The following is a 13,836-nucleotide window of genomic DNA, read 5'->3' on the forward strand; positions in this document are numbered from 1 at the left end:
GTGGTTACTCCCAGAAATCCCTTGCGGGATCGAGCACCGGGCGAATGATGCCCGCACGCACCGTAAAGTCGCCGAAGCCTTCACCCGCTTCGCGCTCTTTCGCCCAGCGCCCGACAAGCTCGTCGATGGAATCAAGTATTTCCGGCTCGGTGATGTTCTCGCGGAACATACGCGGGATGCGCGTACCGATTCGGTTACCGCCCAGGTGCAGGTTATAACGCCCCGGCGCTTTCCCCACCAGACCCAGCTCGGCCAGCATCGCGCGGCCGCAGCCGTTCGGGCAGCCGGTGACGCGCATAACAATATGCTCGTCCGGAATACCGTGTTTTTCCAGAATCGCTTCTACCTTGTCAGTAAATGACGGCAGGAAACGCTCCGCTTCGGCCATCGCCAGCGGACAGGTCGGGAACGACACGCAGGCCATTGAGTTTTCACGCTGCGGCTTCACCGCATCCATTAACCCGTGATCGCGCGCCAGCTTCTCGATCTTCGCCTTCTGGCTCTCCGGCACGCCGGCAATAATGAGATTCTGGTTAGCGGTAATGCGGAACTCGCCTTTATGGATCTTAGCAATTTCCAGCAGGCCGGTTTTCAGCGGACGGCCCGGATAATCCAGAATACGGCCGTTTTCGATAAACAGCGTCAGGTGCCATTTATTATCGATGCCTTTCACCCAGCCGATGCGATCGCCGCGACCGGTGAATTCGTAAGGGCGGATCGGCTCGAATTTGATGCCCGCACGACGCTCCACTTCCGCTTTGAACGTCTCAACGCCCACGCGCTCCAGGGTGTATTTGGTTTTCGCGTTTTTACGGTCTGTACGGTTGCCCCAGTCGCGCTGGGTGGTCACTACCGCTTCCGCCACGGCCAGCGTGTGCTCCAGCGGCAGGAAGCCGAACTCGCTTGCGGTGCGGGCGTAGGTTTTCTTGTTACCGTGCTCAATGGAGAGGCCGCCGCCCACCAGCAGGTTAAAGCCAATCAGCTTGCCGTTTTCGGCAATCGCCACGAAGTTCATGTCGTTGGCGTGCAGGTCGATATCGTTCTGCGGTGGAATAACGACCGTGGTTTTAAACTTACGCGGCAGGTAGGTCTGGCCAAGGATCGGCTCTTCGTCGGTGGTGGCGACTTTTTCCTGATCGAGCCAAATCTCCGCATAGGCGCGCGTGCGCGGCAGCAGGTGCTCGGAGATCTTCTTCGCCCACTCGTACGCTTCGGCATGCAGCTCGGATTCATACGGATTCGAGGTGCAAAGCACGTTACGGTTCATGTCGTTGGCGGTCGCCAGCGCGTCCAGCCCAACGGAGTGCAGCATCTGGTGCACCGGCTTGACGTTCTTCTTCAGAATGCCGTGGAACTGGAAGGTCTGACGGTTAGTCAGACGGATGCTGCCATAGATCGTGTTTTCACCGGCAAACTTGTCGATCGCCTGCCACTGTTTGGTGGTAATCACCCCGCCCGGCAGACGGCAGCGCAGCAGCATCGCGTGACGCGGCTCCAGCTTCTGTTCTGCACGCTCGGCGCGGATGTCGCGGTCGTCCTGCTGGTACATGCCGTGAAAACGGATCAGCAGGAAGTTGTCGCCTTTGAAACCGCCGGTGAGACCGTCATTCAGATCTTCAGCAATGGTGCCGCGCAGATAGTTGCTTTCCAGCTTCATGCGCTCGGCGTCTGTCAATTTACCTTCGACCACCAGTGGCCCTGGATGTTTTTCGCTCATTAGTAGACATCTCGCTGATAACGGCGCTCAACGCGCAGCTCACTTAAAAATTCGTCTGCCGCTTCGGCATCCATACCGCCGAATTCGGCAATCACTTCCAGCAGTGCCTGCTCAACGTCTTTCGCCATACGATTGGCGTCGCCGCAGACATAAATGTGGGCACCGTCATTGATCCAGCGCCACAGCTCTGCGCCCTGTGCGCGCAGTTTGTCTTGTACGTATACTTTTTCTTTCTGGTCGCGGGACCAGGCCAGATCGATGCGGGTCAGAACGCCTTCTTTCACATAGCGCTGCCACTCAACCTGGTAGAGGAAATCTTCAGTAAAGTGCGGGTTGCCGAAGAAGAGCCAGTTTTTACCCGGCGCTTCATCTGCCGCGCGCTGCTGCATAAAGGCGCGGAACGGCGCAATGCCGGTGCCAGGGCCAATCATGATGACCGGGGTTTCCGGGTTTGCCGGCAGGCGGAAGTTGTCGTTGTGCTCGATAAAGACGCGCACTTCGCCCTCTTCTTCCACGCGGTCCGCCAGGAAGCCTGATGCCCCACCCGTACGGGCGCGGCCTTCGATATCGTAGCGCACCACGCCGACGGTAACATGCACTTCACTCTCCACTTCGGCTTGCGAAGAGGCGATGGAGTACAGGCGCGGTGTCAGCGGACGCAGCAGACCGATCAGCGCATCGGCATCCAGCTGAGCCGGAGAGAAGCGCACCATATCGACAATCGGCGTCGTCGCGGCGTAATGCTGCAGCTTCGCTTTATCGCCCACCAGCGGCAGCAGGGATTCGCTGCGCGTCAAGGTGGCATAGTTTTCGACGATATTCGGGGTGTTCACCGTCAGTTCGAAATGCCACTGCAGCGCCTCTGAAAGCGGCTGGGTTTTGCCGTCAACGGTGACAGGCTCGTCGCCTTTCAGCCACAGCAGCTCAACCAGTTCTTTCACCAGCGCCGGATCGTTCTGATACCAGATACCCAGCGCATCGCCCGGCTGATAGCGCAGGCCCGAGTCGCCCAGATCAATTTCGATATGGCGGACATCTTTTTCTGAATCGCGGCCGGTAATTTTCTGGTTCACCGACAGGCTCGCCGTCAGTGGAGCCTCTTTGGTGTACGGGCTGGTGTGGATGTCGTTAACAGCACCCGTCGCGGTGAACGCGGCCTGCGCCGACGTCTCTTTCGGCACACGCGCTTTTAACACCTCAACGATGCGTGCACGCCATTCGGCGGCGGCGGCCTGGTATTCGACATCCGCGTCAACGCGGTCCAGCAGGCGCTCCGCGCCCAACTCCGCCAGCTTGCTGTCGAAGTCTTTACCGGACTGGCAGAAGAATTCATAGGAGGTATCGCCCAGGCCAAACACGGCAAACGCCGTGCCATCCAGCTTCGGCGCTTTTTTCGAGAACAGGAACTTGTGCAGGGCCACCGCTTCTTCAGCGGGTTCACCTTCACCCTGCGTAGAGGCAACCACCACCAGCAGTTTTTCTGACGCGATTTGTTTGAATTTATAATCCCCGGCGTTGACCAGGTTCACGTTCAGTTTGGCGGCCAGCAGGTCGTCACGCAGCGCCTCGGCCACGCGGCGGGCATTGCCCGTCTGCGAGGCGGAAATCAGGGTAATGGCCGGAATTTCAACGGCCGTTACCGGTGCACCCGCCACAGCGCCAGGCTGCTGATTGAGCATTCCCCAGAAATAACCGGAGACCCAGGCAAGCTGAGTGGGAGAAAAATCAGAGGTGGCAGCCTGAAGGCGCGCCAGTTGCTCCGGGTTCAGGGGAAGCAAATTTGAAGGTGGGGCCTGTGTTGTCATGCGTCGTTATGTTCCAGTAGCCAAGCGGACTTTAAGCGAATAAATCCAAACTGAAGATAAGGTTAACGGCGAGGATAATAACAATTAAAGAAGGGATGGAAATAATAAATAACCAAATGGACTAACCTGTTTTGGTTGTCATGCTTAGCGATAAAACCGATTAAATAACATTATGAAATAAAAGAACAAATAGCGATAAACACCCTGAATACGAGGCGGTTGCCGCTCAGAGCCGTTTTAGTTAATGCTAAAAATTGTGCTTTCCGGTACTATGCGGCGGTTTTTTCCGCATTACTGAGAGCGATCATGTCCACCACACTGTTTAAAGATTTCACCTTCGAAGCCGCCCACCACCTTCCGCATGTCCCAGAAGGACATAAATGTGGCCGTCTGCACGGGCATTCGTTCATGGTGCGTCTTGAGATCACCGGTGAAGTTGATCCGCATACCGGTTGGATCATGGATTTTGCCGAGCTGAAGGCGGCGTTTAAGCCGACCTACGATCGTCTGGATCACTACTACCTGAATGAGATCCCGGGCCTTGAAAACCCGACCAGTGAAGTGCTGGCAAAATGGATTTGGGATCAGATGAAGCCGCTGGTACCGCTGCTGAGCGCGGTGATGATCAAAGAGACCTGCACGGCAGGCTGCGTGTATCGCGGAGAATGATGCTTGCCGGGTGGCGCTGACGCTTGCCCGGCCTACAAGAGCATCGAGCCATAGGCCCGGTAAGCGCTCGCGCCACCGGGCTTTTTTTATGCAATATTCAGATACTTGTGCGTCTGCATCGACAGGCGCCAGTTGCGCGCAATGCAGGTTTCAATGCACAGGCGCGTCGCATCATCTTTCTGGCTGATCGGCTGAAGCGCAATGACGCGCTGCTTTTCATCTGTCAGCGTGGCCAGCAGTTCATCCAGCGCTTCGATATCACGCACGCGCCCTACCGGGTGCTTAATCTCATCCGCGCGTTCCAGCGCCTGAGACAGCACGTCATACCCGCCGCGCATATTCACTTTTGGCGATACCGTCACCCAGGTCGTGTGTGAACAGCGCACTTCATGGGTGCCGCTGGTTTCAATCTGGCAGCTGTAGCCGTTCTTTTCGAGCAGCTCGGTCAGCGGAGTCAGATCGTGGATGCAGGGTTCACCGCCGGTGATCACAACGTGGCGCGCCGTCCAGCCCTGACGACCAATAATGGCCAGCAGATCTTCGGAACTGCCCGCGCCCCACTTATCGCTCTCTTTGGTTTTCGCCAGAATGCTAAACAGCGACACTTCCCGATCTGCGAGCTTATCCCACGTATGTTTGGTATCACACCAGGCACAGCCAACCGGGCACCCCTGTAAACGAATGAAAATAGCGGGAACGCCGGTAAAGTAACCCTCGCCTTGCAGGGTCTGGAACATCTCGTTAATCGGGTACTGCATAGTCATCTCAGTAAAGGGGATAAACGATAAGTATCGCAGATCCCCGCCGGATGGTCATGCTCCATCGGTGCTTTGCGCGCCAATCGCCGCCATAAACCGTTCCGTGATTTGCTGTGGGCGGGTGATCGCACCGCCGACGACGACCGTATGCGCGCCCAGCGCCAGGCATCTGGCCGCGCGTTCAGGCGTATCCACGTTGCCTTCGGCAACCACGGGAACCGTCACGGCCGCCAGCACCGCTTTCAGGAACGTGCAGTCGTTGTCAGGCAATGTATGACCCTCGGTTTCCGCCGTGTAGCCGTAAAGCGTGGTGCCGACGCAGTCAAAGCCCAGCGCCTGCGCCGTCACGGCTTCGTCCACGGAGGCGATATCCGCCATCAGCAGCACCGCGGGATAGCGTGAGCGGATGCGCGAGACCAGCGTTTCCAGGGATTCTCCGCCGGGACGCTCCCGCGCCGTCGCATCAAGCGCAATGATTTCCGGAGAGACGGTCATGAGCTCATCCACCTCTTTCATCGTGGCGGTGATAAACACCTCGCTTTCCGGGTAATCCCGTTTGATGATGCCGATGACCGGCAAAGAGACCTGCTGCTTAATGGCCTCGATATCTACCACGCTGTTGGCACGAATGGCAGCGGCCCCGCCCTGCGCCGCCGCCAGCGCCATCCGCGACATAATAAACGGGCTATGCAGCGGTTCATTCTCCAGCGCCTGACAGGAGACGACCAGTTTTCCCTTCAGGTTATCCAGTACAGTTTTCATTACGATAAGATCTCTTCCACTTCGTTTTTGATAATCGTGACATGCGGGCCATAAATGACCTGAACACCGTTACCGCGCACGATAACGCCGCGCGCCCCGGTGGCTTTCAGCGCCGCGTCATTCACCTTGCTGCCGTCCTTCACCGTGACGCGAAGACGCGTGGCGCAGCAGTCCACCTCGTCCAGATTGTCTTTTCCGCCCAATCCGGCGATTACCGCAACGGCGCGCTCGCTCTGCGAGAAGGTCACTTCATTGGTCATCGCCTCCTTTTCCCGACCCGGCGTAGCAAAATCAAAGCGGTTAATCAGATAGCGGAAGGTGAAGTAGTAAAGGAAGAACCACGGCACGCCGACCAGCGGAACGAACATCCAGTTGGTTTTGGCCTCCCCCTGCAAAATGCCGAACAGCACGAAGTCGATAAAACCGCCGGAGAAGGTTTGCCCGATGGTGATATGCAGCATGTGTGCAAGCATGAACGCCAGCCCGTCAAACAGCGCATGAATGACGTAAAGCACCGGTGCAATAAACAGGAACGAGAATTCGATAGGCTCGGTAATCCCGGTCAGGAACGAGGTTAACGCGGCAGAAAGCAGCAGTCCGGCAACGCGCTTTTTGTTCTCGGGTTTTGCCGTGTGGTACATCGCCAGGCACGCGCCGAGCAGGCCAAACATCATCGTAATAAAGCGCCCGGACATGAAGCGTGACGTGCCTTCGTAAAACTGACGCGTGGTAGGATCGGCCAGTTGGGCGAAGAAGATCCGCTGCGTGCCTTCCACCAGATGACCGTTGACGATTTCACTGCCGCCAAGCGCGGTGGTCCAGAATGGCAGATAGAAGATGTGGTGCAAACCAAACGGGCCCAGCATGCGGAGAATAAAGCCGTACAGCAGGGTGCCCAGATAGCCGGTGGCATCCACCAGCCCGCCCAGACCAAAAATCAGCTTCTGGAAATGCGGCCAGACCACGGTCATGAGCGCACCGACGAGGATCGCCGCCAGGGAGCTGATAATAGGAACAAAGCGCGAGCCGCCAAAGAACCCGAGGAACTGCGGAAGCGCTATTTTATTAAACCGATGATGGAGCGTGCAGGTCACCAGACCAATCACCACGCCGCCAAACACACCGGTTTCCAGCGTCTGAATGCCCAGCGTCATGCCCTGCCCCACGGCGCCCGGGTTGTCGTGCGCCAGTTTGCCAGTGAGGATCAGCAGCGCGTTAATGGTGGCATTCATCACCAGAAACGCGAGTAATGCCGCCAGCCCGGCCGTACCCTTATCGCTTTTTGCCAGCCCTACGGCCACCCCAACGGCAAACAGCACCGAGAGGTTCGCAAACACGATGGATCCTGCGCTGCTCATGATGGTGAAAATGGCCTGAAGCCAGCCCACATCTAAAAACGGATAAGCCGCCAGCGTATTGGGATTCGATAACGCGCCGCCTATCCCCAGCAGCAGACCCGCCGCAGGCAACACGGCAATCGGCAACATAAAGGATTTGCCAAAGCGCTGCGCTTTTTCAAACCATCCCCCTGAAGAAGCCCCACTGAATATTTGCATCATTTTTTCATCCCCCATTAAACGATGAAAATTTTTACCATATAAATATTTAATAGTGAAAATTATCATCAAAAACCAGGACGACGATCATACTTTTTCAAAATGACTGGCATCTTTCCCCCGCTTTCCGCCACACTAGTCGCAGAGAAACGCATAAAGGATCGAGCATGTCAGACCATGAAAACCTGCTGCTGAAGCTACGCCAGGAGGCTTCCGGGTACAGCCCAACACAACAAAAACTCGGTGAATTTGTCCTCAGCGATCCTGCCCGGGTGCTCTACCTGACGATCACCGAGCTGGCGCGCGAGAGCCACACCAGCGAGGCCAGCGTCACGCGTCTTTGCCGCACGCTGGGCTGCAAAGGCTATAACGAATTTAAAATGGCGCTTGCGCTGGATATTCAGCAGGGCCAGCCCGCGCGTCAGGCGGGAGATGAGATTGATAACGTCGTGGATGAGTCGGTGCAGGCTTTGCAGGATACCGCCAGACTCCTCGACCGCACGCTGCTTGAAAAGGCGGCGCTGGCGCTGCACCAGGCGCAGTCGGTGCAGATTTATGGCGTTGCGGCCAGCGCGATCCTCGGGGAGTATCTGCACTACAAGCTGTTGCGTCTGGGCAAACCCGCACAGCTGTTTAGCGATATGCACCGCGCGGCCATGAATGCGACAACGCTTTCGAAAGAGACGCTGGTTGTGGCCATCTCCAGTTCGGGTTCAACGCGGGATTTACTCCACGTGGTGAAGCTTGCCCGCAAGCGCGGCGTTAAAGTTCTGGCACTCAGCAATACGCCCCGCAGCCCGCTGGCGTCCCTGAGCGACATGCTGCTGGTGGCTGCCAAACCAGAGGGCCCCCTTAGCGCAGGCGCACTCAATGCTAAGGTTGGGGTGATGCTGCTGGTCGAGCTGCTGACCACGTCCATGATTGCGCTGGATGGTCATTACGGCGACGTTAGCCAACAAACAGCCAGCGCTACGCTTCCTCTGTTACTCTAAAAATCCTTCGCAGGCTAAATAAAATAGCCTGCAATTTATGCCGTATGATTTTAGTTAAGTGGCGTTTAAATCATTTATTTGATAAATGTTTGGTGTAACAAATTATTATATTTATTACATTTTGAATTAAGTTCACCGTTCGGGAGCACCTCTATAAAAAACATTAAATTCAATAAGTTAAAATTTAAATTTTAATAGAGTGAATTTTTACCCTTCCGCTAATGTCCAAAATATCCGCCCGATTTCCTTTCCTTAAAATAAGCTTAAGATGCAGTCGGTTTCGGCGATTTATTATTTAAATGCCGTTTACTTTTGCGCGCCTACAATCCGCCTCATCAATCATAATGAGACGGTATTAATGAAGATGTTATTGATTACAGGCGTGACCGGATTTCTGGGCGGTGCAGTTCTTGAAAAAATCCTGACCAACGATCAATCCGTAGAACTCCTTTTGCTCGCGCGTGCCGGCGATCCGCAGAGCGGGCTGGAGCGCGTGCTGGAGAATATGCGCAAGTTCAACGTTCCTGAGGACAAACTGGCCTCCCTGACGGTGGATAATATCCTGATTGGCGACCTCAGCCAGCCTGAAGCCTTCCTGAACGATCCCCGTCTGGATCGGGTCACGCATGTGGTGAACTGTGCGGCCGTCGCCTCATTTGGTAACAACCCGCTGATCTGGAAGGTCAACGTTGAAGGTACGCTCGCACTGGCGCGCCGTATGGAGCAGGTCACAGGACTGCAGCGTTTCCTCCACGTCGGCACCGCGATGTCATGCACGCCGGAGCAGGATTCCCTGGTCGCCGAAAGCGCTGAATTCAGAGAGAATGCTGAACACCTGGTGGAATACACGTTTTCGAAGTCAACCATCGAACAGCTGATGCGCCAGGAGTGTCCGAACCTGCCGCTGCTCATCGCTCGTCCGTCCATCGTCGTCGGCCATACCCGTCACGGCTGCACACCGTCGAGCAGCATTTTCTGGGTCTTTAGCATGGGCCTGATGCTGCAAAAATTTATGTGCTCAATGGAAGACCGGATCGACGTTGTTCCGGTGGATTATTGCGCCGACGCGATGTTAATGCTGCTCAACAGCAACGCGCGTCCGGGAGAAGTGGTACACATTTCTGCGGGAGAAGAGAACAGCGTTCGCTTTGCGGATATCGATCAGGCAATGGCGCAGGCGCTGGAGAAAGCCCCCGTCGGTGATAAGTATGCGCAGGTCAGCTACGAAACGCTGGTCAGAATGCGTCGCGAGCTGAAACATATTTTTGGGCCGTGCAACGAACGTCTGATGCTGAAAGCCATGCGGTTATACGGTGCGTTTGCCACGCTTAACGTGCGCTTCAGCAACGATAAGCTGCTGAGCATGGGGATGCCGAAGCCACCCCGGTTTACGGATTATATCGCCCGCTGCGTGCAAACCACTCAGGGGCTGACCATTCCGGAGCAGATGGCGGTTGATTTTAAATAGCCCAAAAAAAATGCCAGTCATTCGACTGGCATTTTCGTTTTAAGGCTTAGGCTATTATGCCTGGCCTTTGATCTCTTTACGACCGTTGTATGGTGCTTTTTCGCCCAGCGCTTCTTCGATACGAATCAGCTGGTTGTATTTAGCAACACGGTCAGAACGGCTCATAGAACCAGTTTTGATCTGGCCTGCAGCGGTACCCACAGCCAGGTCGGCAATGGTAGCGTCTTCAGTTTCGCCAGAACGGTGAGAGATAACAGCGGTGTAGCCAGCGTCTTTCGCCATTTTGATCGCAGCCAGAGTTTCGGTCAGAGAACCGATCTGGTTGAATTTGATCAGGATGGAGTTAACGATGCCTTTCTCGATGCCTTCTTTCAGGATCTTGGTGTTGGTTACGAACAGGTCGTCACCAACCAGCTGGATTTTGTCGCCCAGTACTTTAGTCTGGTATGCGAAGCCAGCCCAGTCAGACTCGTCCAGACCGTCTTCGATAGACACGATTGGGTACTGTTTGGTCAGGTCTTCCAGGAAGTGAGTGAACTCTTCGGAGGTGAACGCTTTGTTGCCTTCGCCAGCCAGAACGTATTTACCGTCTTTGTAGAATTCAGATGCTGCACAGTCCATCGCCAGGGTGATGTCTTTGCCCAGCTCGTAGCCTGCAGCTTTTACTGCTTCTGCGATAACAGCCAGTGCTTCTGCGTTAGAACCCAGGTTTGGCGCATAGCCACCTTCGTCACCCACAGCCGTGTTCATACCTTTGGCTTTCAGAACTTTAGCCAGGTTGTGGAACACTTCAGAACCCATACGTACCGCTTCTTTCAGGGATTTCGCGCCAACTGGCTGAATCATGAATTCCTGAATATCAACGTTGTTGTCTGCGTGCTCACCACCGTTGATGATGTTCATCATTGGTACAGGCATGGAGTATTTGCCTGGGGTGCCGTTCAGTTCAGCGATGTGCTCGAACAGTGGCATACCTTTAGCAGCCGCAGCCGCTTTGGCGTTCGCCAGGGAAACTGCCAGGATTGCGTTCGCACCGAAGTTAGATTTGTTTTCAGTACCGTCCAGATCGATCATGATCTTGTCGATGCCAGCCTGGTCTTTGGCGTCTTTGCCAATGATTGCCTGAGCAATAGGACCGTTTACAGCGCCAACCGCTTTCAGTACGCCTTTACCCAGGAAGCGAGATTTGTCGCCATCGCGCAGTTCCAGCGCTTCGCGGGAACCGGTAGAAGCACCTGATGGAGCAGCAGCCATACCAACGAAACCACCTTCCAGGTGAACTTCGGCTTCAACGGTCGGGTTACCACGGGAGTCGATGATTTCACGACCGATGACTTTAACGATTTTGGACATTAGATTTTCCTCAGTACAAGTTAAACTAAAACTCCAGACAAACAACGCGTACCAAAGGTACGCGTTGCCGTTCTAACTTTTTTTACTTCGCCTGACGCTTCTGGTAGTCGCTGGCGGCCTTCACGAAGCCTGCAAACAGCGGATGCCCGTCGCGTGGCGTTGAAGTAAATTCCGGGTGGAACTGGCAGGCGACAAACCACGGATGGTTTGGCACTTCAATGATCTCGACTAACTGATCATCCCCGGAGCGTCCCGCAACACGCAGGCCCGCGGCTTCAATAGGTTTCAACAACATGTTGTTGACTTCATAGCGGTGACGATGGCGCTCGGTGATGACCGGCTCGCCATACAGCTTGCGAACCACGCTATCGTCAGTCAGCTGGCAGGCCTGTGCGCCAAGACGCATGGTGCCACCCAGATCGCTCTTCTCGGTACGGACTTCGACGTTACCTTCTTCGTCACGCCATTCAGTGATAAGCGCCACCACAGGGTACTTACAGTCTGGCACAAATTCCGTAGAGTTCGCGTTTTCCATTCCCGCTACGTTGCGCGCAAATTCGATCAGCGCAACCTGCATACCCAGGCAGATGCCGAGGTATGGAATATTGTTTTCACGCGCATAGCGCGCGGTGGCGATCTTGCCTTCTACACCACGGTAGCCGAAGCCGCCAGGGATAAGGATAGCATCCAGATCTTTCAGGATTTCAACGCCACGCGTTTCAACATCCTGCGAATCAATCAGCTTGATGTTCACAGAGACACGGTTCTTCAGACCACCGTGTTTCAGCGCTTCGATCACTGACTTATAGGCATCCGGCAGTTCAATGTACTTGCCGACCATACCGATAGTCACTTCGCCTGCCGGATTGGCTTCTTCATAAATAACCTGTTCCCATTCAGACAGGTTAGCTTCCGGACAGTTCAAGCTGAATCGTTTACAAATATAATCGTCCAGGCCCTGCGATTTCAACAGGCCCGGGATTTTATAAATGGAATCGACATCTTTCATTGAAATAACGGCTTTTTCAGGCACGTTACAGAACAATGCAATTTTCGCACGTTCGTTCGCCGGCACCGCGCGATCGGAGCGGCAAACCAGGATGTCTGGCTGAATACCAATGGAGAGCAGCTCTTTAACAGAGTGCTGAGTCGGTTTGGTTTTCACTTCACCTGCAGCGGCCATGTACGGCACCAGGGTCAGGTGCATGAACAGCGCGTGTTCACGGCCAATATCTACCGCCAGCTGACGAATCGCTTCCAGGAATGGCAGAGATTCGATATCACCCACGGTACCGCCGATTTCAACCAGCACCACGTCGTGGCCTTCGCCACCCGCAACAATGCGTTCTTTGATGGCGTTAGTGATGTGCGGGATAACCTGAACGGTGGCACCCAGATAATCACCACGGCGCTCTTTACGCAGAACGTCGGAGTAGATGCGGCCAGTCGTGAAGTTGTTACGACGGGTCATTTTGGTGCGGATGAAACGCTCGTAGTGGCCAAGATCCAGATCGGTTTCAGCGCCGTCTTCAGTAACGAACACTTCCCCGTGTTGGATTGGGCTCATGGTGCCTGGATCGACGTTGATGTACGGATCCAGTTTCATCATGGTCACATTGAGGCCACGGGCTTCAAGAATGGCTGCGAGGGAGGCTGCGGCAATGCCTTTACCCAGAGAGGATACGACCCCGCCGGTCACAAAAATATAGTTCGTTGTCATGCTGAACCTGAGAAGTTAGGGTGAAACGATGGAATAACCAGGACGGGAAAGTAGTATACCCGAACACGGCGAGCGCCACAAACTTTCATTCTCCGTCTCCATTCCAGGCCATGACAAACATAAGGAGTGAGAAAATAGCCCCTTTTGGGTAAATGTTTTTGACGCAAATCAAGCGCTTGTCATTTAAAAAATCACACAAATTGCGCTTGATCGCAAAATTTCGTTAGAGATCAGTTTCCTGGCGCTTTACTTCCTGCCAGACTTCTTCCATCGCTTCGAGGTCAATACCGCTCATTTCCAGGCCGCGCGAAGCGACAATCCGCTCAACTTCGCGAAAGCGGCGTTCGAATTTAATGTTGGCTTTTTGCAGCGCCGTTTCCGCTTTTACACCCAGGTGGCGAGAAAGATTGACGGTCGCAAACAGCAGGTCGCCCATCTCTTCCTCAAGCTTTGCTTCATCCACCACCGCCTGCTGCGCTTCGTGCATGACTTCATCAATCTCTTCGTGCACTTTATCCAGCACCGGGCCGAGGGAGGTCCAGTCAAAACCGACGGCGGAGCAGCGTTTCTGGATTTTATGCGCGCGCATCAGCGCGGGCAGGCTCAGCGGAATATCATCCAGCGCCGAGTGCTGAGATTTTTCCGCCCGCTCGGCGCTTTTGATCTGCTCCCAGCGGGCCAGCACCTCGGCGCTGTTCCCTGCGGTGGCATCGCCAAAAATATGGGGATGACGGCGCTCAAGCTTGTCGCTGATGGCAGCGCAGATATCGTCAAAGTTAAAGCGCCCTTCTTCCTGCGCCATCTGCGCGTAGAACACCACCTGGAACAGCAGATCGCCCAGTTCACCGCGAAGGTCGTCAAAATCTTCACGGGAAATGGCGTCCAGCACCTCGTAGGTCTCTTCAAGGGTGTACGGGGCGATGGTGGCGAAAGTCTGCTCTTTGTCCCACGGGCAGCCGTTTTCCGGGTCGCGCAGGCGTTTCATGATGCCGAGCAGGCGGTCGATTTGAGTCATAGTACTGTCCTGATGAAAAAA

General features: G+C 55.0%; 11 protein-coding genes. 3 read left to right on the forward strand and 8 right to left on the reverse strand.

Annotated elements, in window-relative coordinates; genetic code table 11:
* Positions 1-4 precede the first annotated feature (4 nt).
* Positions 5-1,717 (reverse strand): assimilatory sulfite reductase (NADPH) hemoprotein subunit, encoded by a 1,713-nt coding sequence (gene cysI / locus AC4IC4_RS18265; RefSeq protein ID WP_032648087.1) that lies wholly within the window; start codon positions 1,715-1,717, stop codon positions 5-7.
* Positions 1,717-3,522: an NADPH-dependent assimilatory sulfite reductase flavoprotein subunit gene (gene cysJ / locus AC4IC4_RS18270; protein ID WP_248165702.1), complete on the reverse strand. Its 1,806-nt coding sequence runs from the start codon at positions 3,520-3,522 to the stop codon at positions 1,717-1,719. Before cysJ ends, cysI begins: the two co-directional genes overlap by 1 nt.
* Before the next feature lie 306 nt (positions 3,523-3,828).
* Between cysJ and queD the strand changes: the two genes are divergently transcribed.
* The gene (queD, locus tag AC4IC4_RS18275) at positions 3,829-4,191 is read left to right on the forward strand and encodes a 6-carboxytetrahydropterin synthase QueD (protein ID WP_014885039.1); all 363 of its coding nucleotides are present in this window, start codon (positions 3,829-3,831) and stop codon (positions 4,189-4,191) included.
* An 86-nt stretch (positions 4,192-4,277) separates the two neighbouring features.
* Here queD and queE read toward each other — a convergent pair whose 3' ends face one another.
* The 3 genes from queE to AC4IC4_RS18290 are packed head-to-tail and all read right to left on the reverse strand — an operon-like array spanning position 4,278 to position 7,270.
* Complete coding sequence (gene queE, locus AC4IC4_RS18280) at positions 4,278-4,949, reverse strand: 7-carboxy-7-deazaguanine synthase QueE (protein WP_023333236.1); 672 nt, start codon at positions 4,947-4,949, stop codon at positions 4,278-4,280.
* 54 nt (positions 4,950-5,003) lie between these two features.
* Positions 5,004-5,711 (reverse strand): N-acetylmannosamine-6-phosphate 2-epimerase, encoded by a 708-nt coding sequence (locus AC4IC4_RS18285; protein WP_370884431.1) that lies wholly within the window; start codon positions 5,709-5,711, stop codon positions 5,004-5,006.
* A complete protein-coding gene (locus AC4IC4_RS18290) occupies positions 5,711-7,270 on the reverse strand; it encodes a maltose/glucose-specific PTS transporter subunit IIC (RefSeq protein WP_090418480.1) in 1,560 nt (519 codons plus the stop codon). Before AC4IC4_RS18290 ends, AC4IC4_RS18285 begins: the two co-directional genes overlap by 1 nt.
* A gap of 164 nt (positions 7,271-7,434) precedes the next feature.
* On the opposite strand from AC4IC4_RS18290, the gene AC4IC4_RS18295 reads away from it, so the two are divergent.
* Together AC4IC4_RS18295 and AC4IC4_RS18300 are read left to right on the forward strand one after the other, a co-directional pair.
* The gene (locus AC4IC4_RS18295; protein ID WP_024909265.1) at positions 7,435-8,259 is read left to right on the forward strand and encodes a MurR/RpiR family transcriptional regulator; all 825 of its coding nucleotides are present in this window, start codon (positions 7,435-7,437) and stop codon (positions 8,257-8,259) included.
* 358 nt (positions 8,260-8,617) lie between these two features.
* Positions 8,618-9,727, forward strand: coding sequence for an SDR family oxidoreductase (locus AC4IC4_RS18300; protein ID WP_032648092.1), 1,110 nt, complete (start codon positions 8,618-8,620; stop codon positions 9,725-9,727).
* Positions 9,728-9,781: 54 nt separating this feature from the next.
* Here the strand turns inward: AC4IC4_RS18300 and eno are convergent, their stop codons facing one another.
* The 3 genes from eno to mazG all read right to left on the reverse strand — a co-directional run bounded on the left by eno (position 9,782) and on the right by mazG (position 13,815).
* A complete protein-coding gene (gene eno / locus AC4IC4_RS18305; protein ID WP_024909267.1) occupies positions 9,782-11,080 on the reverse strand; it encodes a phosphopyruvate hydratase in 1,299 nt (432 codons plus the stop codon).
* Positions 11,081-11,162: 82 nt separating this feature from the next.
* A complete protein-coding gene (pyrG, locus tag AC4IC4_RS18310) occupies positions 11,163-12,800 on the reverse strand; it encodes a glutamine hydrolyzing CTP synthase (protein ID WP_032648095.1) in 1,638 nt (545 codons plus the stop codon).
* Positions 12,801-13,023: 223 nt separating this feature from the next.
* Positions 13,024-13,815 (reverse strand): nucleoside triphosphate pyrophosphohydrolase, encoded by a 792-nt coding sequence (gene mazG, locus AC4IC4_RS18315; protein ID WP_491471654.1) that lies wholly within the window; start codon positions 13,813-13,815, stop codon positions 13,024-13,026.
* Between the last annotated feature and the right edge of the window lie 21 nt (positions 13,816-13,836).

The organism is Enterobacter sp. Taxon_2 (assembly GCF_058355295.1).